Below are 24,098 nucleotides of genomic sequence, written 5' to 3' on the forward strand. Positions count from 1 at the left end.
TTTGAAAAAAAGATCAGTTTAAGATAAAATTGGTGGAAAAGATTCATATCATTAAAAACAAAAAATAACATTTAAGTAATAATGAGGCAGTGACATTTTTACTATAATATAGTTTGTGGAAAAAGACAAGTAAATTTCCATAAAATTATATTAAAGTTTCAAAGAGGGAATCCTACGGTTCTTGAGAGTCATAATACTGAAAAGGTACCAGGAAACCGCAAAAACCTTATAAGGACAGGCTTGGATCCTCTAAAACAAAAAAGACCGGCTCTATTTAGATCCGGTCTTCGAAATGATATTGGTTTTGAGAAAAAGCTTCGTTCATCTTTTTCCCATCCTTACACAACTTTGACCCCGTCTTTTTAGCTGAGAGAACGAGAAAGTGTCAGAGAGACAAAGAATTGTAAGATGGAGTTACAAATAAACTGCAGCAAACATAAATTCTTTTTAACTTATATTAGACTTTTCCTCCCAAACCCCCATTTTCATACTTTTTCTGTTCAAAATTAGCTGTTTTCATTCGCTTATCTCACGTTTTTCCAAATATTTTCATCAGTTAAAATAATGATCTTCGAGAAAAGACAGTCAGGACAAGGTCTGCACATGAAAAAGACCCGGAAATCGGTATTGTTTATTTTACCGAAATCCAGGTCTTAATAGGTAAACTATTTTATGACTGGGAAATGTTCTTTTTAGTTAGACGATTTCAACACAAGCTTCGCCACGGCTTCCACATGAGCCGTCTGCGGAAACATATCCACAGGCTGAATATATTCGACGCGATAGTCCTTCGACAGCGTCTGCAAGTCTTTCGCCAGTGTGGAAGGATTGCAGGATACGTAGACGAAGCGTTTCGGTTTTACTTTTTTGATGGTATCTAAAAATGTTCTGTCACAGCCCGTTCTCGGCGGGTCGACGATGACCACGTCAGGACGGAAGCCTTCTTTCGTCCATTTCGGGAGCCAGTGTTCGGCTGTTCCTGTGACATATGCCGCATTTTTGATGCCGTGTTTTTTGGCGTTTTTCTTCGCATCGTCAATTGATTCTTTAATGACGTCCATGCCGCGGATCTCTTTTGCGCCGCTTGAAACCCACATGCCGATCGTACCGACGCCGCAATACGCGTCTACGACTTTTTCTTTTCCTGTCAGCTGAGCCGCTTGTTTCACTTCGTCATACAGCTTGACCGTCTGCTCAGGGTTGAGCTGGAAGAAGGCGCGGGCGCTCAGTTCAAATGACACGTCACCGAGCACTTCTTGAATGGCATGGCTTCCGGCCAGCGCTTTTGTTTTGTCACCGAAAATGACGGATGTGCGCGCGCCATTGACGTTTTGAATAATCGATTTCACTTCCGGCAGCCGGTTCTGAATGGCTTTGACGATCTCATCTTTATTCGGCAGTGTCTCTTTCGCGGTGACAAGCACGACCTGCACTTCGCCTGTTTCAAAACCGACTCTCGTCACGATGGTGCGGACATCGCCTTTTTTGGTCCGTTCGTTATAAACGGATACGTTGTGTTTTTCCAAAATACGGCGGACGATACCCGTTGTTTTGTTTGTCGCCGGATGCTGGACAATGCATTCCTTAATCGGGACGATTTTATGGGAATCAAGTCCGTATAAGCCGGCAATGATGCTGCCGCTTTGCGAGCGTCCGACTTGGAACTGGCTTTTGTTCCGGTAATTCCAAGGGTTGTCCATTCCGATCGTATCTTTAATGTTCATTTCTTCGACATTGAATCTCGTATGACGTTCCAGAGACTGAATGACAATGTCGCGTTTTTCGCGAAGCTGCTGGGTGTATGCCAGATGCTGAAGCTGACAGCCGCCGCACTGGTCGTAGACCGGGCATGGCGGCGTGACGCGGTGTTCAGACGGCTTGCGGATTTTTTTGACGCGTGCTTCTGAAAATTTCGGCTGCACATTTGTCGCTTCGGCAACGACTTCTTCCCCGGGCAGAGCGCCGGGAACGAAGACAACTTTTTTCTTAAAATAGCCGACGCCCTCTCCGTTAATGCCGAGACGTTTGATGGTCAGCGGAAATGTCTGCCCGATTTTCAATTCGGCAGGCGCCTTTTTTTGATGTTGATTCACGTTTTTTTCTCTCCGTTTCTATATAAAGCCTTTCTCCTGGGAAAACGGCTGATTTGAAATATCACATCTTTTCAGTATAACATGCAGCCGGCTGTTCCTTCATGTTTTTCACTGGAAGTTTCCAAAAATCCTCAAAGCGGTTTTTCATTCAATACTTCTCCACAAATACAAGGACGCATAGCTTAAATACGGCGCCCATTCGCTGCTTACCTGAAGCATCACGTCTTTTGACGGTTTATCCTCAAGGGCGAAGCGGCGTTTGATGGCATTTTGCAGGCCGATATCCGCCAAAGGAAACAGATTCGGGCGGCCGAGGCCGAACATGAGCACGTTTTGGACGGTCCACGGGCCGATGCCTCTGATGGTGATCAGCTTTTTCATAATGTCTTCATCCGATAAATGGGTAAGTTCCGCCAGATTGAGCGCTCCGTCTGCAATCATCCGTGAAATGTCAATCGCATATTCCGCTTTTCTCATGCTGAACTGGAGCTCCCGCAAGTCCTGATAATCAAGCGCCGCGATCGTTTTCGGTTCGGGATAGCACCAGACGCCGTCTTTTTGTTCACCGAAGGCATGGACGAACCGTTCCGTTAAGGTAAATGCGAAAGACAGGTTGAGCTGCTGGTGGATGATGCATTTCATGAGACAGTTGTAGACGTCATATTCCAAGACGAGCGGGGTTCCCGCATGCTCCTCAAAAAGCGCCGACAGATTTGTTTTTGAGAAATGATCAAGCACAGGCTGAAGGGGCTGTTCCCATTGAAAAATGTGTTTGATCCGTTCAATCATCTCCTCGCGGTCACTTTCTCCGCTGACGAGGAAGACCGGGTCTGCGGCGGTGCCTTCCGCTTGAACCGTGATGACGGACAGGTTGCCGTCCCGTGTTCTGAGCGGCACTTTGATTGATCTTGCATGAAGATCGACCGCATTCAGCGGATCGAGCGACAGCCTCTCAAGGACTTTATCAAAATGATACGGCGGCGTGACCGAAACCGTTTCCTTCCACATATGCTCCACCCCTTTTTGTCCAAGTATATCATGAAGCGGGCGGGCGGCAATTCGTATACTTTTCTTCATAACGCCGCATGATATAATGGCAGGCGGAGGGTTGTTTATGATACATATAACCGCAATCACAACACATAATGAGATATTAGATAATATCCCCCTATCACGTACAGAACAACCGGACATCGCATGGTACTGGATCGATTTTTTCGGCGCTGAGATGCATGAAACCGAGCTGCTGCGGGATTATTTTCACTTTCATCCGCTTGCGATCGAGGATTGCTTTCAGCACATGCAGCGGCCGAAAATCGACCATTATGACGGCTACCGTTTTTATGTGCTCCACGCCTTGAACCCGGATACACTGGAAATGGAAGAGGTGGACATTTTTCAGTCCGACCGTTTCATCGTCAGCTTCCATTTGCACGAATCGCCCGGCGTCTCAAGGGTGAGAGAACGGTTTTTCGCTTCTCCGGGGTTAGCCAAAAAAGGGCCGGGGCACATCACTTATATGATTATGGATCAGCTTGTCGATGAATATTTCCCCGTACTGTACAAAATAGAAGACCGGCTGAATGAAATTGAAGACAGCAGAACACATAAATCTTACGGCACTTTAATGAATGAAGTGTTTGAATTGCGGACTGATCTTTTGAACCTGAGACGGACGATCATTCCGATGCGCGATTTAATGTACCGGATTTTGAGCCTTGACCATGTAAAAGAAAGCCGTGAAACGAAGGCGTATTTCAGCGATATTTATGACCACCTGTTAAAACTGGCCGAGCTGATCGAGTCAAACCGTGATATGACGTCAGATTTGCGGGACAGCTATGTGACGCTGAATTCAAACCGGATGAACGCCATTATGATGACATTAACCATCGTCTCGACCATTTTTATCCCGCTGACGTTCATCGCGGGGGTTTACGGCATGAATTTCGATAACATGCCTGAGCTTCATTGGAAATACGGGTATTTTATCGTTTTGGGCGTCATGGCCGTTCTTGTGGCCGCCATGCTGTTTTGGTTCGCCCGCAAAGGCTGGTTTAATATTTTCAAGTAAGAACGGCTGCCGGCTGTTCTTTTTTTTGAGAAAACATGATATGTTGGAAAAAAACGTAAAGAGGTGTGCGCCGTTACCATCTTTTCTCACAAAATCATTTCTTCTGTCCTCCTGCTATTCAGTGTCATGTCCATTGCCCCGCTGTATAACGGCTGTACGGTGTCTGATTACATCTTTGAGTCGCTCGGCTTTTCTTCCTGGTCTGAAGACGGAGCCCATATCTCCGTCATTCCCGGGGTCGTCCTTTACTTTGCGGCGTTAATCTGGTGTGCCGCCGCGTTCAGGCGGACGCTTCCCGCGGCGGGGCTGTTTCTGATCTTTCTCAGTATGGGGGTCGCTTCCGGTATCAGTCCTGCCACCGAATATGCCGCTTTTTCCTTAAAACAGTTCGCGCCCGAAAAAGAGGCTGTCGAATATTTGAAGCACCGCAGCGAATGCAGCCATCTGATTGAGCGAAAAAGAGCGGGCATGAGCTGCACGCTTTATATCAATCATTATGGAAAAGGGGAACAAACCATTTCTGTCACGCCGGATTTATCAGAAAACATAAAGGACGTCACATTCAAATCAAAAACGTTCACTGTAAAACCCCGTTCAAAAACAATCATCAAAACGCGGTTTAGCGGATTTTATAAGGGGAAAGCCGCCTCAGACTCCGGATGGTCTTCAGAACCTGAACTGAAAGTGGCAATCCTGTACCCAGCAGAATAACCATTTCGCATGTATAATAGCGGAAAACATTACATTGGAGGGACTGTCAAATGAAGATCGCCATCGTCGGACTCGGCAATATGGGCCGCCCCATCGCCGAAAATATCATGAAAGCCGGATACAGCCTGACTGTATATAACCGGACGAAAGAAAAAGCGGCTGACCTGCTGGATAAAGGGGCCGAATATGCCGAAACGCCCCGCCAGGCAGCTGAACATGCGGACATCGTGCTTTCAATGCTGTCAGACGATGAAGCCGTAACAGGCGTGACGTTCGGAGCTTGCGGCATTATTGCCGGGTTATCTGAAAACGGCATTCATATTTCAATGAGCACGATCAGTACGGCGCTGTCAGAACAGCTCTCCGCCGCACATTCGGGCAGAGGGCAGTCCTTTATTGCCGCTCCCGTCCTCGGCCGCCCCGATGCCGCCGAGAAGGCCGAGCTTCGCATCATCACAGCCGGACCGGCAGAAGCGAAGAAAAAGGCCGAACCGCTGCTTAACATCCTGAGTCAGCAAGTATTTGATACGGGTGAAGAAACAAAAACGGCCAATGCCGCGAAAATCAGCGTCAATTTCTTGCTCGTTTCTATGCTGGAGGCGTTATCTGAATCATTCTTAATGATGGAGAAGTTCGGTTTAGAACAAAAACAATTTTTAGAAATCGCCAATGCGCTCTTTGGCTCTCCCGTCTATCAAAATTACGGAACCATCATGGCCGAGCAGAAATTTGAGCCTGCCGGTTTCAAAATGTCTTTAGGGCTGAAAGATACCAATCTGGCGCTCGCCGCCGCTGAACAGGTTTCCGCAAAACTCCCTCTTGCCGAGCTGGCCAAGAGCCATTTTGAAAGCGGGATCGCACAAGGCTTCGGGGATCTGGATTGGGCGGCACTGATTAAATGTGTCAAATAACAAAACACCTCTCCATTACCAGGAGAGGTGTTTTCTACAGGCGCGGCAGCTTCATTTCTTTCTCAAACATCAGGTCATCAATGCTTTTAAACGTGTAGCCTTCTTTTTTCAAATCGGTAATGGCATCGTCCAGAGCTTCTGAATTGTCCTTTGAAACGGTGTGAAGAAGGTAGATCGCGCCGGGATGCGCCTGCTTTATCATGTGATCATAGGCGTATTGTTTCCCTTTTTGCTCGTTAACCTTCCAGTCGACAAATGCGACGGACCAGAAAACGGTTTGGTAGCCGAGGCGCTTCGTTTCTTTGAGGACATATTCGCTGAATACGCCGCGCGGCGGACGGAGATACAGATTGTCCCGCTTTCCGGTAATGTTGTACACAGCTTCCGTGACGGAATCGAGTTCGTCCTGAATCTGATCGCCCGTTTTTGTCGTCAGATCAGGATGATGAAAAGAATGATTGCCGATGATATGGCCTTCCTTTGACATCCGTTTAATCAAATCAGGCTGCTCTTTCACAAAATGACCCGTGACAAAAAAAGTGCCCGTGACGTGATGTTTTTTTAACACATCAAGCACTTTCGGGGTGTACCCATTTTCATATCCGTTATCAAACGTTAAATAGATGGTCTTTTCTTTCGTATTGCCCAAATAAAAGGCATCATATTTTTTGACCAGATTGTCCAGCTGTCTGCCGGCATCCGGCGGCTGATGATTGACGCTGCGTTTAAATCCCCAGTTTATCCGTTCATTCGGCACGGCTTCTGCGCTGTTGATGCCTCCCGCAAGTAAAACGGCCATGCAGCAAATTGAACAAAACCATTTCATGACCAGCACTCCTTCTGCATTTTTCCTTATTTTGCAGTTGGCCCTGCCCTTTTATACAGCCGCATTATGGAAAAAGAAAAACCCCGGCATCCGCCGGGGGTTATTCCCAATCCTTTTTAAAGCGTTCGTATTTTGCTTCCAGATCATCAAGCATGCCGATGAGCCGGTCTATATCTTCAACGTCCGTTGATTCAGGGTCTAATGAATCAATGACATTCATAAACATATCGAGTCTGTTCTTTAAGTAATCGAGCTGCTGATCTTTGCTGTTTACTGCATTCCCCATACTTCCACTCCATTCATTTTTTATAATGGTAGCGTATTTTTTGGCGTTTTTCAATGGTTCCGCTACTTGCGATCTTGGCAGATCAGGTCTAAAATTAACAGTTGGCAGACGTTAGTATGCCCCATTTATAAAGGAGTTAGATAGTCATGACACAAAACACAACACTGCGTCCGATCACACCGGAGTACGATCCTTGGGAAGCGTACATGGATGTCGACCAGTATGGAGATATGAAACTGACGAACGTTGAATTCACAACGACGACTTTGTGCAATATGAGATGCGAGCACTGCGCCGTCGGGTACACGCTCCAGCCGAAAGACCCGAATGCGCTGCCGATCGACCTTTTATTAAAGCGGCTTGATGAAATTCCTCTGTTGCGCTCGATCAGCATTACGGGCGGCGAACCGATGCTTTCGCTGAAATCGGTAAAGGAATACGTCGTCCCGCTTTTAAAATATGCGCATGAACGCGGCGTGCGGACACAGATCAATTCAAACCTGACGCTTGATATCGGGCGCTACGAACGGATTATTCCTTATTTGGACGTTCTTCACATTTCCCACAACTGGGGAACGGTCGAGGACTTTGCCGATATCGGATTTGCGATGATGGAGAAGAAACCGACATTTGAACAGCGGGCGCGCTATTTTGACAAAATGATTGAAAACAGCCGCACGCTGGTCGAAGCAGGCGTAATGGTTTCAGCGGAAACGATGCTGAACAAACGCACGCTGCCGCATATTGAACATATTCACCGGCAGATTACGGAAGAAATGAAATGCCAGCGGCACGAAGTCCATCCGATGTATCCGAGTGATTTCGCCAGCGCGCTTGAATCACTCAGCCTGAAGGACATGAGACAGGCCATTCATCATCTGCTCGACATTCGCGATGAAGAGACATGGATGCTGTTCGGCACGCTCCCGTTTTACGCATGCAGCCCTGATGAAGAAGACCAGAAGCTCCTCCGCCGCCTGCGGGAAGCGAAAAACGTTACGGTGCGAAACGACCCTGACGGCCGCTCCCGCCTGAATGTGAACATTTTTGACGGAAATATCATTGTCACGGATTTCGGCGATACACCGCCGCTCGGCAATATTAAAACAGACAGCCTTCCCGATGCATATGACAAGTGGAGACAGACGAAGCTGAGCAAAGAGCTGAACTGCCGCTGCACAAACGTCCGGTGCCTCGGACCGAACGTCCTTGTCAAAAACAGTTATTATCAGGACACGGATTTTTCATTACGAAAAGCCAGAGGTTAACAGAAGATGGAAACGACAATTACGGATATTTTGAAAAGCAAAGTGGTTGAGATCATCATCGTCGCTCTCGTGCTTTACGCCGGTGTTTTTCTGATCAACCGCTTTGTCCAGGTGTTATTTAAACGCATAGATTTCTTGGAGGAACGGAAAGGGAAAACGATTGAAAGCCTCGTCCGATCCATCACCCAGTATACGGCGACGATCGGTTTTATCTTTTACGTCATTTCGTTATTCGTTCATGATTTCGGCCGAATTTTAGCCGGGGCGGGTGTTGCCGGTATCGTCATCGGTTTCGGCGCCCAATCGTTAATCAAGGACATATTGGCCGGTGTCTTTTTGATATACGAACGCCAGCTTCATAAAGGCGATTACGTGACGATTAACAATCTGTTCAACGGCACAGTCGAAGAAATCGGGCTCCGTTCCCTTCAGATCCGTGAGTGGACCGGCAAGCTGCTTACCATTTCAAACGGTGAGGTCAGACAGCTTCAAAACTATAACATTGATTTTATGCGGATTACCGAGTCCGTCGTGATCAGTTACAAGGAAGATCCCGAGCGGGTATATGCCGTCTTAGAAAAAGCCTGCGACATGCTCAATGATGAGCTTCGCGATTCACTGAAGCGGGATGAATTTCTCAATGCGACGGAGCCGTTTCAAGTGCATGGAATCATGAGCCTGAACAAATTGACGAGAGGCATTGAATTTACCGTCAAAGGCATGGTTCAAGATAAAGAATACTTCTCGGCGAGCCTTGCGGTGAGACGCGTTCTTGCCCGGGAGCTGTACAACAACAATGTGCAATTGCTTGAGGAAATGTATCATACACAAAAAAGCTGATTCCCGAACCGGAATCAGCTTTTTTTATTTATCTCGGCTGCGCTGTCATTTGAAAACCGAATGTGACGTGATCCTGAACCGGAATCCAAGCCCCGATTCCTTGCGAAGTCACATTTTTGACGACAAGTTTCCGCTTGCTTCCTTTCAGCACCAAATACACTTCACCGTATGTTACTTTTCCTTTTTCATTAACGGCCGGAGCGTAGGCGTGCAGGTAGCCGAGCCGCTGCGGAGAAATTTTGTAGGTTTGATCGCGTTTTGTGCCTGCGCCGATAACCGTTTCAAAAGCGAGCGGCAGTTTTGTTTTCTTCATCGCTTTTTGCATCATCATACTTTTTACGTCTTCTGCGTTCGGCACCTTCGCTGTGAGCCCGCCTTTGATTTTGTATTGCTGTTCTTGGGCGTATGAGATAACCGCGGTTTGCTGTCCGCCCCGGTTATCCGCTCTGTTTGTGTTAATTTTTTTATATTCCCAGTTGGCGACCGTTTCGTTCGATTGATAGCCGAGCGCCCATTTCCCGAGAAATATTGTCGCCCGATATCCGATGGCAAGCGGTGAACCGGAAACCGAGGATTCATTCAGCATCTTTATCAGATGCGGATTTTCGATGTTGATCTCGGATGTATCTAACAATTCCTTTGCCAGTTTGCTCGGCTGAAGCATCGGCTGGTCCTGTGAAGCATTCGGATACGTATTTTCCTTTGAAATGCTTACGACAGAGTTGGGAACCTTAAACGGTTTCTTTGCACCGGCAGACGGCATTGCGAAAAAACTAAAGGATAACAGCAGAATCAGTGTGGCATGAAACAGCTTTCTCATCATATCACTCTTTCTATAGCATTTTCCTTTAGTCTTTTCCTCCGCAATCGTTGTTATCCGCATTTTTTACAGGTTAAAGCAGGAAAAAACCGATCGCCATAATGACATAAGCGGCAAGGAGCGTAGCCCCTTCAAACCAGTTCGAATCACCGTCATTTGAAATCATCGTCATCAAAAGGACGGATGATATCATCGCCACAAGCTCGGGCAATGTGAATACAAGCGGCATATTGACCGGAAAAAAGATGGAACAGATCACAAGAACCGGGGCTACAAACATGGCGATCTGCAAAGTCGAACCTACCGCGATTTCAACGGCGACATCCATCTTGTCTTTGTACGCCATAATAATCGCCGACGCATGCTCTGCGGCATTTCCGACAATTGCGACGATAATCACCCCGATAAACAGCTCGCTCCAGCCGAACTGTTCAGCCACCGCATGAAACGTATGGACAAGGTTTTCAGATATGTAGGCGACAATAATAGTTGAAATAAATAAGACGGCCGTCGCTCTTTTCCCTGACCACTCAGGCTGCTCCTCTTCTTTCTTTGCCTCCGGCTGATTCGGCTGATAAACACCGCGGTGGGTGACGAGCTTGAAATAAAGAGCCGCCACGTACAAAAGGATCATGATAATGCTGATGCCGACACTCAAATTTAGCTTGCTTTTCTCCCCCATATCCATGGAAAATACTTCGGGAATGACAAAAGCTACGATAATGGCAAAAATCAGCAGGCCTGAATTATGCCGTGCATCATGAATATTGAATTCCTGCCGCTTGTATTTCAAACCGCCGATAAAAAACGACAATCCTGCGACGAGCAGAAGATTGCCGAGCACCGAACCGGTCAGTGAAGCAAGCACGATGCCCGTCAGCCCTTCTTTTAAGGCGAAAATCGATATAATCAGCTCTACCGCATTGCCGAACGTGGCATTCAGCAGGCCGCCGATCCGCGGTCCCGCGATAATGGCAAGAGATTCAGTCGCTCTCCCCATATAACTTGCAAGCGCAATAATCGTCAAGCAATAAATAATAAACAAAACCGCTGACGGCCAGTGCATCAGGCCGCCGATGACTGAAAGCGGAACTCCCGCCGCAGCCGTAAAGAAAAAAATCCGATTCATATCTGCCTGGCTCCTTTTTTCGAATAAGTCTTTTTATATCCTTCTCAAAAACTCCCTCAATTACACTTCCTCGGCAGCCCGAATTGGCATTTTCAGGTTGCCGGACGCGGAAAATCCGTGTACGATCAAGAAAGATACTGAAGAAGGAGAAATACGCGATGTCCCGACTGTACTTCTTTATTTTGGTTCTGCTTGTTTCCATCTCCGGATTTTCCCAAGGCATGCTTCTGCCGGTGATCTCCGTCATTTTTGAAACGAACGGAGAATCCGCAGCCATAAACGGACTTCACGCAACCGGCCTTTATATCGGCGTGCTTCTGGCGTCGCCGTTTATGGAGGCCCCGCTGCGCAAGCTCGGATTCAAACCTCTGATGGTCATGGGCGGATTTCTTGTTATCATCAGCTTATTCAGTTTTATTTGGCTTCAATCCATATGGTTATGGTTTTTTCTTCGGCTGCTTATCGGAATCGGGGATCATATGCTGCATTTTTCAACCCAAACGTGGGTGACTTCAAAGTCAACGCCCCGAAACAGAGGAAGAAACATTTCGCTGTACGGACTGTCCTTCGGGCTTGGATTCGCTGTCGGCCCTTTCATGGTCCCTCTTGTGAAAACAAGTCCGTCCCTTCCGTTTATCGTATCCGGATGTATCAGTCTTTGTGCCTGGCTGTTTGTGTTTGCCTTACGTAACGAGTACCCGGCGCAAGGTCCGGATGAAACATCCGGGGACAACAGCGCAAAACGGTTTTACCGCGCCCTTCTTTTCGGCTGGGTCGCTTTTCTCCCGGCTTTCGGGTACGGTTTTTTAGAAACGGCGCTGAACGGAAGCTTTCCCGTGTACGCCCTTCGTTTAGGCATATCCGTTGATGCCGTCGCGCTGATATTGCCCGCTTTTGCCATCGGAAGTATTGTATTCCAGTTCCCTCTCGGTTTATTAAGCGATCGATTCGGGAGAAAACGTGTTCTGCTCGTCATCTTATTAACGGGTGCCCTTTGCTTTTTGACGGCCGGACTGTTTCCGTCGCCTTCTGTCATCGGCTGCTGCTTTTTCACGGCGGGGATGGCGGTCGGCAGTATGTTTTCCCTCGGCATCAGCTATATGAGCGATCTGCTGCCGTCCCATCTGCTGCCGGCGGGCAACCTGCTCTGCGGCATTTCCTTCAGCCTCGGAAGCATGATCGGCCCGGTGGCGGGCGGCTGGTATATGCAGCGGTTTGAAAGCGCCAACTTGTTTTACTTTATTACGGTGATTCTGGTCTGTATTTGGCTTGCGCTCGTCTTCGGGAAAACAAAGCACAGCCCCGCTTCCGAATCCCATTCTTTTCCGGCCACATAAAAAAGCCGCCTGATCTGAGCCAGGCGGCTTCTTTCTAGTGGTATCCGTTCTGCCCGTTGGCGCTTCCGCTTGTTTTATTCTTCGGGCCGTTTTTTGAGTTTTGTTTATTATGGCTTCCGCCTTTTTTCGTATGCTTGGTCATAGCCGATTCCCTCCGTTTTTCAGCTTGAACGTCATCCGTTCCTCTATAGCTTGCTCCCGCGGTACGGATTTTCATCAGGAAGCTTTTTACGTTTATGTAAAAGCGCGTTGATTTCTCCTCCTAAAATCAGCAGGGTTCCCGTAAGGTAAAACCAGATCATCAGGACGATAATTCCCCCGATGCTCCCGTATGTGGCGCTGTAGTTGGCAAAGGTGCCGACGTAAAATGAGAACAGCATACTGACGATAATCCAGCCGGCTGCCGCGAATACGGCTCCCGGCAGCACAAAACGGAGGGAAAGCTTTTTATTCGGCGCGAAAATGTAAAGCGCGGTAAACACGATTAACAGGATAAGCGGACTGATACCCCAGCGGACAACCGACCACACCTGCAAAAACAGGCCGGAGGCGCCGATAAAATCCGCGGCCAGCATTCCGATTTCTCTGCCGAACACCGGCAGAAGCAATGCGATTAATATCGTAACCACCATCGCAATGGTTAAAAAAATTGAGGTCAGGCGAATGATGATAAATGAGCGGTTTTCCTCGACTTCGTAGGCATGGTTAAATGCTCTGACAATCGCGTTCATACCATTCGAAGCCGACCAGATGACGGCGATAATCCCGAATGACAAAAGTCCACCGCTGCGCTTGTTCAGCGTTTGCTCCGTTATGGATTTCACCATGGACATGGCGCTGTCGGGCGCGTATTGATCGACCGCCCCGAGCACGTCTTCTGCCGATATGGGAAGATAGGCGGTGAGCGTCAGCATGAAAATCATTAACGGAAACAATGACAGCAGGAAAAAATACGCCAGCTCCGCCGATTTACTTTGTCCTTCATGCAGAGAAAACCTTGCAAACAGCTCCTTTATAAAACTCATGACATCCCACCTCAATGATCGTTTTTCGAAAAATGCTCCTTCGTTTCTTTTAACAGGTCAATGACCTGCGGCGTCGTCTGCTTCAGCTTGGTGATCTGCCCGTTTAAAAAACTCAGATCGTCCGATACGGTATTGGCGAGGCTTTTCACTTGATCCAGTTTTGCAGAAGCCTGCTGTTTCAGGGCTTCAGGATGTTTTCGGTAAAATGCCGTACGCCGCCTGTACGCGTCCATGTTCCGGAAACATGCCTCTCTCGTCGGCTTATGTAATAAGGACAGTGCTCCGCCGGCGGCAGCGCCGATCAGAATCGCTTTTGCCATGATGCGTGTCTGCTTCATCGGTCAATCCCCCTTATAAATGATGGTCTTTCTTTATTGTCTCCAGCAAATGACGGCACCCGGACTCGACCAAAGCGTACACCTCGCTGAAATTTCCGGTATAATACGGATCGGGAACGTCGGCAAGGTCCGACTCCGGTACATAATCAAGCAGCCTTGCAATACGCGGCGCCGCTTTTTTATAACCTGCCATGCTGCGCAGATGTCCGATATTTTCTGCATCCATCGCAATGACGTAATCAAAATCGGTCAGATCAGACTCACGGACCTGCCTCGCCGTGATGCCGCTTGCGCTGATCCCTTTCTTCTTCAGGATCTCCTTTGTCCCTTCATGCGGCGGATTTCCCGCATGCCAGGCGCCGATTCCCGCTGAATCAATGTTAATCTGCCCGTTCAGCCCGTTTTTCTTCACCATATCAGAAAATACCGCCTCTGCCATAGGCGACCGGCAAATATTTCCCAGACAGACAAACAGCACATGTATCATATCGATAACCTCCCTATTCTTTCCCCGCATTTTGAGGATCAAAAACCTTATCAACATCTTAGCAATTTTTCTGCGGCTGTGGAAATAAGCTTTTATTCTAAATGAATTCTGTTAGAATAAAGGGTACGAAAACGGTCATGAAAGGATGCATGAATTTGCCGAGCCAACAAACAGAAACGTTAAACAAAATGATTGAAGACATTTCGCAAAAGCTCAACATGCTCAATGTCGGCGTCATCAGAGCGGAAGATTTCAGTGATGAAAAAATAGAAGATCTTACATACCTTCATCAAATGGTCATGAAAAAAGCATCATTCAGCCCGAGTGAAATGCAGGCCATTGCCGAGGAGCTCGCCTCTCTCAGAAAATAAACCCATGTCAGACCTGCCGAAAAACGGCGGGTCTTTTTTGATTTAAAAAAGTAAAAAATAAAAGTTCATCGGTTTGACACATATAAAAAGAAGGAGTATAGTAACTATGAACTTGGTAGAACGATATACTAAATGAGCGGGCTGCTTATCTTTTTTTGTTTAGTAGAACGATATACTCATTGTGATATCAGCGTTATTCAAGTTTGTCTATGCAACCGTTTTATCAAACAGTTTTCAAAGAAAGGCAGTGGTTCAATAAAGGGGAATGGTGCTGTGCTTTTATCAATTAAAAAAATAATTTAATTCTTTATTAACCGCATTAGGGGATGTCATCATGAAAAACATATACACCAAAATGGCAGCGGGTCTTTATATTAACTATTTCCTGCTGGGCATGATCAATATTATTATCGCATCCAATATGGAGGCATTATCAAAACAGCTTCATACTTCCGCAGCCGGAGTCAGCTATTTGGTCTCCGCCATCGGGATCGGGAAGCTGATTTCGCTTCTGTTTGCCGGGAAGCTTTCGGATACATTCGGGAGACGGCCGTTTATCGTGTCGGGCGCCTTTCTGTATCTGATTTTCTTAATCGGAATTCCGCTTTCGACAAACTATACGGCCGCGTTTATCTTCGCCATTTTCGCCGGGATCGCCAATTCCTTTTTGGATTCCGGGACATATCCGGCGCTTATTGAAGGATTTCCGAAAAACGCAAGCTCTGCAACCGTGTTAATCAAAGCGTTTGTATCCATCGGCGCGACAGTGCTTCCGTTTTTTATCGCGTTTATTGCGGACAGGCATTTGTTTTACGGCTGGACGTTTTTCGTACCGGGCATTATTTTCTTCCTGAACGGCTTTTTCCTGTTGAAAGTTCCGTTTCCGAATCATAAGCAAAAAGAAGACGGCGGCCGGACGGAAGCCTCTCCGTCTGATGACGCGTTCACATCACAGCCGTCGATATGGCGCGAAGGCCTTGCCATTATATTGTTAGGCTTTTCATCAACGGCGCTGTTTATGCTCGTTCAAGTATGGCTTCCTAAGTTCGGGCAATCCGTTTTGGGCATGCCTGAGGTGCAGGCCGTCAAATTGTTGAGCTATTACAGCATCGGGGCGCTTGTGTCCGTGTTATTGCTGGCTGTGCTGTTAAACAGAGTGATTCAGCCGATTACGGTAATGGTGCTGTACCCTGTAATCGCGGCAATCGCGCTGCTTGCTCTGATTTTCATTCATCAGCCGGCCGTATCAGTCATCAGTTCCTTTGTCATCGGACTTTCAACTGCGGGCATTCTGCAATTGGCGATGACGGTTATGGCTGTTTTATTCCCTAAAAATAAAGGTACGATCACATCTTTTGTTAATATAGCATCAAGCTTATCTTTTATTGTCATTCCGCTTGTAACGGGAGCGATATCCAAAGCCGCCGGCCTGACGCCTGTTTTCTGCTTGATATCGGAATTGCGGCCGTCAGCGCCCTTCTCGCATTGTTTATCGGAATCCGCTTTAAGCAAGTGATGAAAGCCTGACTATTTTTTAAGGGAGAGGATTTATCATGCATTCTATCACGATCAGAAACACGGTCATCGGCGAAGGGCTTCCGAAGATCATTGTGCCGCTGATGGCGGCCGGAGAGAAAGAACTGCTCGAAGAAATTGAAGCCGTCAACGGGCTTCGCCCGGATATCATTGAGTGGCGGGCGGATGTATACGAGCATGTTGACAGCCTGGACGCCGTAAAAGGCATGCTTGAAAAGCTGCGGAAAGCCGCAGGCGCAACACCGCTGCTTTTCACATTCAGAACCCATAAAGAAGGCGGAAATAAAGTTATTGATGACCGCTTTTACATTGAATTGCTTAAAACCGCCATCGAAACAAAACACATTGACCTTGCAGACGTTGAGCTGTTTACGGGAGAAGCGGAAGTCAAATCCATTGTGAAAACCGCTGAAGATAACGGCGTATATGTCGTCATGTCCAATCATGATTTTCATCAGACACCGAAAAAAGAAGAAATCATTTCCCGGCTGCGGAACATGCAGGCGTACGGCGCGCACATTCCGAAAATCGCGGTGATGCCGCAAAGCACTGAAGATGTTTTCGTCTTATTGGATGCCACTCACACGATGAAAACACAATACGCGGACCGGCCGATCATCACGATGTCAATGGCGGGAACAGGCCTGATCAGCCGCCTGGCCGGCGAAGTCTTCGGCTCGGCGTGCACGTTCGGCGCGGGCAAAGAAGCATCAGCGCCCGGGCAGATTCCCGTTGAGGAATTGCGCAGCGTACTCAGCATTTTAAATAAACATATGTAATCAGCGTTTTTCTGCCCTCAAAGCGGGTTGAAAAACAAATGAATGGACTAACGGAGGAATACATCATGAAGAAAGAATTAGGACGGATTAACGGAAAAACTCAGCTTATCGGATTATTCGCGACACCGATCGGACACTCTTTATCTCCGGCGATGCACAACCTGGCGTTTAAAAAATTAGGATTGAACTACGCTTACCTCGCGTTTGAAGTCGGCAATGAACAGCTGGAAGATGTGGTAACGGGAATGCGTGCCTTAAACGTCAGAGGCTTCAATGTCTCGATGCCGAACAAGATGAACATTCTCCCTTATCTCGATGAACTCGCGGATTCAGCGAAATTCACCGGCGCGGTAAATACAGTCGTTAATGAAAACGGCAGACTGATCGGACACTCCACTGACGGTATGGGATACGTCCGCAACTTAAAAGAACACGGCATCGATATCACAGGGAAAAAAATGACGCTGGTCGGTTCCGGCGGGGCCGCCACTCCGATAGCGATTCAATCCGCATTGGAAGGCCTCGGAGAAATCTCTATTTTCGCCCGCAATGACGCGTTTTTCGAAAAAGCGGAAGAAAATGTCCGCATCATCAATGAAGAAATGAAGGGATCTTCTTGTAAAGCGAAAGTCTTCCCGCTCGAAGATCAAGATGCGCTGCGTGCTGAAATCGCTTCAAGCGATATTTTCACAAACGGAACAGGTGTCGGCATGAAACCGCTTGAAGGCTTGAGCGTTATTGAAGATACATCCATGCTCCGTCCGGATTTGATTGTGACAGACGTCGTTTACAACCCCGTTACGTCGAAATTGCTTGAACAAGCTCAAGCGGCCGGCTGCAAAACCATTAACGGTCTCGGCATGATGCTTTGGCAGGGCGCCATGGCGTTTGAATATTGGACAGGCCGTGAAATGCCGGTTCAGTATATTAAAGAGCAAATGTTTGAATAACCTATTGTGACAGAAGCGCCGAAGGACAATCCGTCTTCCGGCGCTTTATCTTTTTCCCCCTCCTCTCTCTTTCTTCTCATGCGCCAAAACGCTTATAATGGATGTAACGAATAAAAACCAAGTGAGGAATGCGACGTATGAAACAGCAAAAAAAACGCCGGGTGACATTGCAGCAGGTCGCCGAACATGCCGGCGTCTCAACATCCACCGCTTCATTAATTGTCCGCAACAATCCCCGAATTTCCGAAGCGACCCGTGAGAAAGTGCTGCAATCCATGCGGGAGCTGGGGTACGTATATGATCGGGTCGCCGCGAATTTACGATCACAGACGTCCACAACGGTAGGATTGATTATCACTGACATTTCCAATACGTTTTTCTCGGAGTTTCTGATCGGCGTTCAGAATACGCTTGAGGAAGTCGGATTAACGGTGCTGTTAGGCACGACATTTGATTCCGTCGCCAAACAGGAGCAGCTGATTTCGACCATGCTGGAGCACAGGGTCGGCGGATTGATTTTGTGTCCGGTTTCAGGTGCGGCTGAGGAAACCCTTTCCCGTCTTGAGCAGCTTGACATTCCGGTCGTGCTCGCCGTCAGGGAGATTGCCGATGCAGACTGTGATTTTGTCGGAGCCGATTATGAAGAAGGCACTTATAAGGCAGTGCGTCATTTCATTGAGAAAGGCCATCAGGAGATTGCGTTTCTGGGCGGCGTGAAGCACTCATCAACATGGACGAAGCGTATGAAAGGGTTTAAAAAAGCGCTCCGTGAAGCGGATCTGGAAGTGAAAAATGAATATGTCATTGACAGCGCGCCGACCCGCGAAGCAGGCTGTGAGGCCGTGACGGAGCTCCTCCGCCGGTCTGAGCGCCCGACCGCGATTTTCTGCTTCAGTGATTTGGTCGCGTTCGGCGTCATGCAAGGGATCAGAAAAGCCGGGCTCGTTCCGGGCGAAGATATTGACATTGTCGGCTTTGATAACGTGCCGGAAGCTGAAATTTCTTATCCCCCGCTTACAACCGTTTCTTCCTTTCCGCGGCAGTCGGGAAAAGAAGCGGCTCAATTGCTGCATCATAAAATCACCAATGCCCAGCACAAAAAACAACGCATTATTCTGGCGCCTGAGCTGGTCATCCGGGAATCTTCACAAAAAAAGCGGAACGCCTGATACGGCGCTCCGCTTTTATATTACGCAAGCAGTTTTAATGATTCGCGGTTGAATGCCGGAATGTCATCCGGTGTGCGGCTTGTGACCAACTGGTTCTGGCAGACGACGACTTCTTCATCCACAACATTCGCGCCCGCGTTTTCCATGTCGATTCGGATTGATGTAAACCCTGTCGCTTTGCGCCCGTCCAATGCTCTCGCGTTGATGAGAAGCTGCGGTCCGTGGCAGATAGCGAACACCGGTTTTTTATCATCCATAAACGCTTTGGCAAATTGGACGAAACGGTCATCCGCACGCAGCATGTCAGGAGAGAATCCGCCCGGGATCAGCAATGCGTCAAAGTCTTTCGGATTCACATCATCGATGGACGCGTCCACTTTCACTTCCGCTTCCCCTTGTTTGCCTTTGACTGTTTTTCCTTTCTCCTGTTCAATTACGGTTAATTCATGACCCGCATCTTTAAAAGCTTTCGCAGGTTCAGTATACTCGACATCCTCAAAGTAATCCGTTAATACAACTGCAATTTTTTTACCCATAGTTACTACCTCCTGCTTGATGAAGTCTACATAAATCCATGTACCCCAGCCACACTAACATCAAACATAGGTAACGCGTTTACCGCCCGCCTGTTTTACATAGGTCATTATCCTCATTTTTTATCTTTTTACAAGAATCATCATGAAATCTATACAAACTTTCACAAAATATTCTTACAATGGTACTGCATGACAAAATTTGTTGAAAGGTGGAGAACAGGTGAGAATACAGAAAAGACGATGCAGCGTCAATAAGACACTCCGTATTCTGCTGCCCCTAGTTATGATACTTAGTCTAATCCTCCCAATCACACCCATTAAAGCAGAAAAAAACAAATCCTCCAGTGTGAATCTCAGCATTTTAGCCACAACTGACGTTCACGCTAACATGATGGACTACGATTACTACAGCGACAAACCGACAACGGAATTCGGGCTGGCCCGAACGGCTCAGCTTATTGAGAAGCACAGGCGCGAAAACCCGAATACGCTGCTTGTCGATAACGGAGATCTGATTCAGGGCAATCCCCTCGGAGAATACGCCGTAAAATATGAGAAAAATGATATCATTTCAGGCGCAAAGACCCATCCGATCATTGAAGTGATGAACAGTCTGCATTATGACGCAGGAACACTCGGCAATCACGAATTTAATTACGGGCTTGAATTCCTGGACGGGACAATCAAAGGCGCTGATTATCCGATCGTTAATGCTAATGTGAAAACAGTAAGCGGCGAAAACCGTTATACGCCTTATGTCATAAAAGACAAAACCGTCACGGATGAAAACGGCGGCAAGCATCAGCTAAAAGTCGGCTACATCGGCTTTGTTCCTCCTCAGATCATGACGTGGGATAAGAAAAATCTCGAAGGCCGCGTTCAGGTCGAGGACATTGTGGAATCCGCAAAGAAAACCGTTCCGAAAATGAAAGCTGAAGGAGCCGATATCGTCATCGCCCTCGCCCACAGCGGTATCGAAAAAAAAGCGCAGTCTTCCGGAGCGGAAAACGCCGTTTTTGACCTGGCAACGAAAGTCAGCGGAATTGACGCGATCGTATCCGGCCATCAGCACGGGCTTTTCCCTGATGCCGAATACAAAGGCGCTGCTCAATTCGACGTCGATAAAGGCACGATTAACGGCATCCCCGTTGTTATGTCAAGCAGCTGGGGCAAATATGCGGGCGTCATCGACCTTAGGCTTGAAAAAACAGACAGCGCGTGGCATGTGGAAGATGCAAAAGGCAGCATCGAGCCGATTGCCGGCAATGTGACTTCGGAAAACGCAACCGTCGTCAATACCGTCAAAAAAGCGCACGAAGGCACTTTGAAATACATCAGAGAACCCGTCGGCCAGACAAAAGCCGATATCAACAGTTTCTTCGCCCAAGTCAAAGATGATCCGTCCATTCAAATCGTAACGGATGCGCAAAAATGGTACGCCGAAAATAAGATGAAGGATACGGAATACAAAGATCTGCCTATCCTCTCGGCGGGCGCCCCGTTTAAAGCCGGCGGGCGGAACGGCTCAAACTACTATACAAACATTTCCGCTGGCGACCTCGCCATCAAAAACATCGGCGATTTGTACCTGTATGACAACACGGTTCAGATCGTCAAGCTGAACGGAAGCGAAGTGAAAGACTGGCTCGAAATGTCCGCGGGGCAATTTAATCAGATCGATCAGGCAAAAGGCGGCAGCCAAGCGCTTTTAAATGACGCCTACCGCTCATACAATTTTGATGTCATTGACGGTGTCACCTATCAGGTCGATGTCACAAAACCGGCGAAATACAACGAAAACGGAACAGTCATTCATCCCGATGCAAGCCGGATCGTCAACCTTTCTTATCAAGGAAAGCCCGTCAGCGCCAAGCAGGAATTTCTGATCGTCACAAATAATTACCGCGCTTCAGGCGGCGGAGGATTCCCTCACTTAAGCAATGATAAAATCGTATACTCTTCTGCCGATGAGAACAGGCAGGTCTTAATGGATTACATCATCCAGCAGAAAACGATTAATCCGCAGGCTGATCATAACTGGTCCATCCTTCCGGTCAAAGGGACAAACCTGACATTTGAATCTTCCTTGGCCGCAAAGCCGTTTGCCGACCGCGCAGATGACGTCGCCTATATCAGTGAATCACAAAACGCGGGCTACGGACAGTACAAGCTCCAATTCAAAGATGATGAACCGGGCACAGATCCGCCGAAAGATGACGCATGGAAACTCACCGTTATGCATACAAACGACACGCACGCCCACCTTGATAACGCGGCGAGGCGGATGACGAAAATCAAAGAAATCAGAAGCGAAACCGACCGCAGCATTTTGCTGGATGCGGGAGACGTTTTCTCAGGCGATCTCTATTTCACAAAGTGGCAGGGGCTGGCTGATTTAAAATTGATGAACAGCATGGGCTACGACGCAATGACCTTCGGAAACCATGAGTTTGATAAAGGACCGGGTGCTCTCGCCAGCTTCCTGAGCGGGAACGGTAGCGCGGCTGACCCGTCCGGAAAATACAATTTTCAAGCGCCTGACTTTCCGCTCGTCAGCTCAAATGTCGATGTGTCCAAAGAGTCAAAACTCAGACCATTCATGAAAAAAGCAGACACATTTACTGCAGGGAAAAAGAAAAAAGCAGGCATCTATCCATACATTCTGCTTGATGTAAACGGAGAAAAAGTCGCCGTATTCGGCTTAACGACAGAAGATACGTCCGTCACATCAAGCCCGGGAAAAAGCATTGTCTTTCATGATGCCTTCCAATCCGCACAAGATACGGTAAAAGAAATACAGAACAAGGAACATGTCAATAAAATTATCGCCCTGACCCATATCGGGCATCAGCGTGATCTCGATCTTGCCAAAAAGGTAAAAGGCATCGACTTGATCGTCGGCGGACATACGCATACGCTTGTAGATAAAATGGAAGTTGTCAAAAACGAAGAGCCGACCATCGTCGCCCAGGCAAAAGAATACGGCGAATATTTAGGCCGTGTCGATCTCGCATTTGACAAAAACGGCGTCGTCCTGCCGGAACAATCCTCTCTTCAGGCGATTCCGGTGAACGAGCAGACGAAAGAAGACCCGGATCTGAAAAAAGAGCTTGATCCGTTTAAAAAAGAGCTCGTCTCAGTCAAAAATGAAAAAGTCGGCTCAACGAAGGTCGCACTTGACGGCCAGCGCGAGCATGTCCGCTCCAAAGAAACCAATCTCGGAAACTTCATCGCGGACGGCATGCTGCAAAAAGCGAAGGAAGCGGCCGGCGCCCAAATCGCGATCACAAACGGGGGCGGCATCCGCGCGGGCATTGATAAAGGAGACATCACACTCGGCGATGTGCTGAATGTGATGCCGTTCGGCAACACGCTTTACGTCGCGGATTTAACCGGAAAACAGATCAAACAAGCCTTGGAACAAGGGTTAAGCGGAATTGAGGCTCAAGGCGGCGCCTTCCCTCAAGTTGCCGGTTTAACATACACGTTTACACTGAATAAAAAGCCGGGACACCGCGTTCTTCAAGCTGCGGCCGTACAGGATGACGGCAGCGTAAAGCCGATTTCTGATAAGAAGACATACAGAGTCGCCACCAGTAACTTTGTCGGTGAAGGCGGAGACGGATATTCCGTCTTTAACGAAGCGTCCCATAAAGAAGACCTTGGCTTTGTCGACTATGAGGTCTTCACCGAGCAGCTTGAAAAAGCGGGAAAAGCGGTGGAACCGAAAGTTGACGGCCGCGTGCAGGAAGTGTACCTGCCGACGAAACAAAAAAACGGTTCGTGGACGCTTGAAGATGACAGCGCATTTGCCGCCTATGCCAAAAACGCAAACACGCCGATCGTGTATTACGATAAGAATGACGGCGCCAAAAAGCCGATTGATCTCAGCGTGACCAAAAAACAAATCGGCCTGTTAAAGGACAGAACATCGGATTCTTCCCTTACGATCCTGCATGACAAGTTCAGCATGAAAATGCCGATGGCAAACGCTGCTTCAGCTGATACACGATTCGGCGTGACGCCGAAAGGAAAAGTAAGCGGGGCGCTTTCAAATGTATACGACTTTACAATGAAGCAGAAAAACAAAGACATCAAAACATTTAAAGCGCCGGTAAAGCTCACCCTGCGCATTGAGAATACGAAAAAGGCGAAGCAGCCCGGCATTTACCATGTAGACCGGAAAAAGAACGTCTATACAAAAACAGACAACGGTTCGGTTTCACACGATCTCGTCACGGGCTATACAAATCATTTCAGTGAATACACCATATTAAACGCAAACACGAAGAGCGCGCCGCCGCCAAGCGGAGACCAAGGCTCCGGAAAGCAGCCAAGCGGACAAAAACCGTCATCCGGCCCTGCGCAGGACGGAGTATCGCCGGGCGGCCTGCTTCCTGATACGGCCACAACGATGTATTCCATCCTTCTTGCCGGGTTACTCATCAGCGCGCTCGGAACGGCACTGTATCTGTACCAAAGAAGAAAAACAAAAAAAGTGAACGAAGCATAAAAAGACCGCTTTTAACGGGCGTTTCATCCCAAAAGCTCTCCTGATCTGATATCAGGAGAGCTTTTTCTGCCGGTCCCCCTCTGAGTCGACAGCCGTACG

General features: G+C 47.9%; 21 protein-coding genes and 1 pseudogene. 12 read left to right on the plus strand and 10 right to left on the minus strand.

Annotated elements, in window-relative coordinates; genetic code table 11:
* Nucleotides 1-692: 692 nt before the first annotated feature.
* Both rlmD and G9F48_RS15455 read right to left on the minus strand, forming a co-directional pair.
* Nucleotides 693-2,093 (minus strand): 23S rRNA (uracil(1939)-C(5))-methyltransferase RlmD, encoded by a 1,401-nt coding sequence (rlmD, locus tag G9F48_RS15450; protein WP_007408520.1) that lies wholly within the window; start codon nucleotides 2,091-2,093, stop codon nucleotides 693-695.
* Between the two features lie 144 nt (nucleotides 2,094-2,237).
* Entirely contained in the window at nucleotides 2,238-3,101 is an 864-nt protein-coding gene (locus G9F48_RS15455) for a DNA-3-methyladenine glycosylase family protein (RefSeq protein WP_156736090.1), read from the minus strand.
* Between the two features lie 106 nt (nucleotides 3,102-3,207).
* On the opposite strand from G9F48_RS15455, the gene corA reads away from it, so the two are divergent.
* From corA to G9F48_RS15470, 3 genes are all read left to right on the plus strand, one after another.
* On the plus strand, nucleotides 3,208-4,167 hold the full coding sequence (gene corA, locus G9F48_RS15460) for a magnesium/cobalt transporter CorA (protein WP_003155549.1): 960 nt from the start codon (nucleotides 3,208-3,210) through the stop codon (nucleotides 4,165-4,167).
* Between the two features lie 63 nt (nucleotides 4,168-4,230).
* Nucleotides 4,231-4,878, plus strand: coding sequence for a hypothetical protein (locus G9F48_RS15465; RefSeq protein ID WP_165409749.1), 648 nt, complete (start codon nucleotides 4,231-4,233; stop codon nucleotides 4,876-4,878).
* 50 nt (nucleotides 4,879-4,928) lie between these two features.
* Entirely contained in the window at nucleotides 4,929-5,789 is an 861-nt protein-coding gene (locus tag G9F48_RS15470) for an NAD(P)-dependent oxidoreductase (protein WP_165409750.1), read from the plus strand.
* Between the two features lie 34 nt (nucleotides 5,790-5,823).
* On the opposite strand, the gene pdaA is transcribed toward G9F48_RS15470, so the two are convergent.
* Nucleotides 5,824-6,615: a delta-lactam-biosynthetic de-N-acetylase gene (pdaA, locus tag G9F48_RS15475; protein WP_003155556.1), complete on the minus strand. Its 792-nt coding sequence runs from the start codon at nucleotides 6,613-6,615 to the stop codon at nucleotides 5,824-5,826.
* A 100-nt stretch (nucleotides 6,616-6,715) separates the two neighbouring features.
* Entirely contained in the window at nucleotides 6,716-6,901 is a 186-nt protein-coding gene (locus G9F48_RS15480; RefSeq protein WP_003155558.1) for an SE1561 family protein, read from the minus strand.
* Nucleotides 6,902-7,047: 146 nt separating this feature from the next.
* On the opposite strand from G9F48_RS15480, the gene yfkAB reads away from it, so the two are divergent.
* Together yfkAB and G9F48_RS15490 are read left to right on the plus strand one after the other, a co-directional pair.
* On the plus strand, nucleotides 7,048-8,169 hold the full coding sequence (yfkAB, locus tag G9F48_RS15485) for a radical SAM/CxCxxxxC motif protein YfkAB (RefSeq protein WP_033574988.1): 1,122 nt from the start codon (nucleotides 7,048-7,050) through the stop codon (nucleotides 8,167-8,169).
* Between the two features lie 6 nt (nucleotides 8,170-8,175).
* A complete protein-coding gene (locus tag G9F48_RS15490) occupies nucleotides 8,176-9,009 on the plus strand; it encodes a mechanosensitive ion channel family protein (protein ID WP_015388541.1) in 834 nt (277 codons plus the stop codon).
* 28 nt (nucleotides 9,010-9,037) lie between these two features.
* Here the strand turns inward: G9F48_RS15490 and G9F48_RS15495 are convergent, their stop codons facing one another.
* Together G9F48_RS15495 and cax are read right to left on the minus strand one after the other, a co-directional pair.
* A complete protein-coding gene (locus G9F48_RS15495) occupies nucleotides 9,038-9,832 on the minus strand; it encodes a YfkD famly protein (protein WP_088005349.1) in 795 nt (264 codons plus the stop codon).
* Between the two features lie 70 nt (nucleotides 9,833-9,902).
* Nucleotides 9,903-10,958 carry a calcium/proton exchanger gene (gene cax / locus G9F48_RS15500; protein WP_156736084.1) on the minus strand — a complete coding sequence of 352 codons (1,056 nt, stop codon included), beginning with the start codon at nucleotides 10,956-10,958 and terminating at the stop codon, nucleotides 9,903-9,905.
* Between the two features lie 158 nt (nucleotides 10,959-11,116).
* On the opposite strand from cax, the gene G9F48_RS15505 reads away from it, so the two are divergent.
* Entirely contained in the window at nucleotides 11,117-12,295 is a 1,179-nt protein-coding gene (locus G9F48_RS15505) for an MFS transporter (protein ID WP_014304624.1), read from the plus strand.
* 185 nt (nucleotides 12,296-12,480) lie between these two features.
* Here the strand turns inward: G9F48_RS15505 and G9F48_RS15510 are convergent, their stop codons facing one another.
* The 3 genes from G9F48_RS15510 to G9F48_RS15520 are packed head-to-tail and all read right to left on the minus strand — an operon-like array spanning nucleotide 12,481 to nucleotide 14,145.
* Nucleotides 12,481-13,320: a YihY family inner membrane protein gene (locus G9F48_RS15510; RefSeq protein ID WP_033574984.1), complete on the minus strand. Its 840-nt coding sequence runs from the start codon at nucleotides 13,318-13,320 to the stop codon at nucleotides 12,481-12,483.
* 11 nt (nucleotides 13,321-13,331) lie between these two features.
* On the minus strand, nucleotides 13,332-13,658 hold the full coding sequence (locus tag G9F48_RS15515; protein WP_104843179.1) for a hypothetical protein: 327 nt from the start codon (nucleotides 13,656-13,658) through the stop codon (nucleotides 13,332-13,334).
* A 13-nt stretch (nucleotides 13,659-13,671) separates the two neighbouring features.
* Nucleotides 13,672-14,145: a low molecular weight protein-tyrosine-phosphatase gene (locus tag G9F48_RS15520; RefSeq protein WP_012117078.1), complete on the minus strand. Its 474-nt coding sequence runs from the start codon at nucleotides 14,143-14,145 to the stop codon at nucleotides 13,672-13,674.
* A 155-nt stretch (nucleotides 14,146-14,300) separates the two neighbouring features.
* Here G9F48_RS15520 and G9F48_RS15525 point away from each other — a divergent pair, with 155 nt between their 5' ends.
* The 5 genes and pseudogenes from G9F48_RS15525 to G9F48_RS15545 all read left to right on the plus strand — a co-directional run bounded on the left by G9F48_RS15525 (nucleotide 14,301) and on the right by G9F48_RS15545 (nucleotide 18,950).
* A complete protein-coding gene (locus G9F48_RS15525; protein ID WP_003155571.1) occupies nucleotides 14,301-14,516 on the plus strand; it encodes a DUF1128 domain-containing protein in 216 nt (71 codons plus the stop codon).
* 334 nt (nucleotides 14,517-14,850) lie between these two features.
* A pseudogene (locus G9F48_RS15530) lies at nucleotides 14,851-16,043 on the plus strand (MFS transporter).
* Nucleotides 16,044-16,069: 26 nt separating this feature from the next.
* A complete protein-coding gene (gene aroD, locus G9F48_RS15535; RefSeq protein WP_165409751.1) occupies nucleotides 16,070-16,831 on the plus strand; it encodes a type I 3-dehydroquinate dehydratase in 762 nt (253 codons plus the stop codon).
* 65 nt (nucleotides 16,832-16,896) lie between these two features.
* Complete coding sequence (locus G9F48_RS15540; protein ID WP_024085012.1) at nucleotides 16,897-17,781, plus strand: shikimate dehydrogenase; 885 nt, start codon at nucleotides 16,897-16,899, stop codon at nucleotides 17,779-17,781.
* A 137-nt stretch (nucleotides 17,782-17,918) separates the two neighbouring features.
* Nucleotides 17,919-18,950 carry a LacI family DNA-binding transcriptional regulator gene (locus G9F48_RS15545; RefSeq protein WP_153986651.1) on the plus strand — a complete coding sequence of 344 codons (1,032 nt, stop codon included), beginning with the start codon at nucleotides 17,919-17,921 and terminating at the stop codon, nucleotides 18,948-18,950.
* 20 nt (nucleotides 18,951-18,970) lie between these two features.
* Here the strand turns inward: G9F48_RS15545 and G9F48_RS15550 are convergent, their stop codons facing one another.
* A complete protein-coding gene (locus G9F48_RS15550; protein ID WP_060562234.1) occupies nucleotides 18,971-19,486 on the minus strand; it encodes a type 1 glutamine amidotransferase domain-containing protein in 516 nt (171 codons plus the stop codon).
* A 220-nt stretch (nucleotides 19,487-19,706) separates the two neighbouring features.
* Here G9F48_RS15550 and G9F48_RS15555 point away from each other — a divergent pair, with 220 nt between their 5' ends.
* Nucleotides 19,707-23,999, plus strand: coding sequence for a multifunctional 2',3'-cyclic-nucleotide 2'-phosphodiesterase/3'-nucleotidase/5'-nucleotidase (locus G9F48_RS15555; RefSeq protein ID WP_165409752.1), 4,293 nt, complete (start codon nucleotides 19,707-19,709; stop codon nucleotides 23,997-23,999).
* The last annotated feature ends 99 nt before the right edge of the window (nucleotides 24,000-24,098 follow it).

Origin of the sequence: Bacillus sp. EKM420B, from assembly GCF_011065565.1 — a bacterium.
GTDB lineage: Bacteria > Bacillota > Bacilli > Bacillales > Bacillaceae > Bacillus > Bacillus velezensis.

Excerpts from the sequence above, each read along its gene's own strand:
- yfkAB (WP_033574988.1), top strand. The coding sequence starts at position 7,048 with ATGACACAAAACACAACACTGCGTCCGATCACACCGGAGTACGATCCT.
- G9F48_RS15470 (WP_165409750.1), top strand. The coding sequence starts at position 4,929 with ATGAAGATCGCCATCGTCGGACTCGGCAATATGGGCCGCCCCATCGCC.
- G9F48_RS15540 (WP_024085012.1), top strand. The coding sequence starts at position 16,897 with ATGAAGAAAGAATTAGGACGGATTAACGGAAAAACTCAGCTTATCGGA.
- cax (WP_156736084.1), bottom strand. The coding sequence starts at position 10,958 with ATGAATCGGATTTTTTTCTTTACGGCTGCGGCGGGAGTTCCGCTTTCA.
- G9F48_RS15480 (WP_003155558.1), bottom strand. The coding sequence starts at position 6,901 with ATGGGGAATGCAGTAAACAGCAAAGATCAGCAGCTCGATTACTTAAAG.
- G9F48_RS15545 (WP_153986651.1), top strand. The coding sequence starts at position 17,919 with ATGAAACAGCAAAAAAAACGCCGGGTGACATTGCAGCAGGTCGCCGAA.
- corA (WP_003155549.1), top strand. The coding sequence starts at position 3,208 with ATGATACATATAACCGCAATCACAACACATAATGAGATATTAGATAAT.
- G9F48_RS15520 (WP_012117078.1), bottom strand. The coding sequence starts at position 14,145 with ATGATACATGTGCTGTTTGTCTGTCTGGGAAATATTTGCCGGTCGCCT.
- G9F48_RS15515 (WP_104843179.1), bottom strand. The coding sequence starts at position 13,658 with ATGAAGCAGACACGCATCATGGCAAAAGCGATTCTGATCGGCGCTGCC.
- aroD (WP_165409751.1), top strand. The coding sequence starts at position 16,070 with ATGCATTCTATCACGATCAGAAACACGGTCATCGGCGAAGGGCTTCCG.
- pdaA (WP_003155556.1), bottom strand. The coding sequence starts at position 6,615 with ATGAAATGGTTTTGTTCAATTTGCTGCATGGCCGTTTTACTTGCGGGA.
- G9F48_RS15550 (WP_060562234.1), bottom strand. The coding sequence starts at position 19,486 with ATGGGTAAAAAAATTGCAGTTGTATTAACGGATTACTTTGAGGATGTC.
- G9F48_RS15455 (WP_156736090.1), bottom strand. The coding sequence starts at position 3,101 with ATGTGGAAGGAAACGGTTTCGGTCACGCCGCCGTATCATTTTGATAAA.
- G9F48_RS15495 (WP_088005349.1), bottom strand. The coding sequence starts at position 9,832 with ATGATGAGAAAGCTGTTTCATGCCACACTGATTCTGCTGTTATCCTTT.
- G9F48_RS15510 (WP_033574984.1), bottom strand. The coding sequence starts at position 13,320 with ATGAGTTTTATAAAGGAGCTGTTTGCAAGGTTTTCTCTGCATGAAGGA.
- G9F48_RS15505 (WP_014304624.1), top strand. The coding sequence starts at position 11,117 with ATGTCCCGACTGTACTTCTTTATTTTGGTTCTGCTTGTTTCCATCTCC.
- G9F48_RS15490 (WP_015388541.1), top strand. The coding sequence starts at position 8,176 with ATGGAAACGACAATTACGGATATTTTGAAAAGCAAAGTGGTTGAGATC.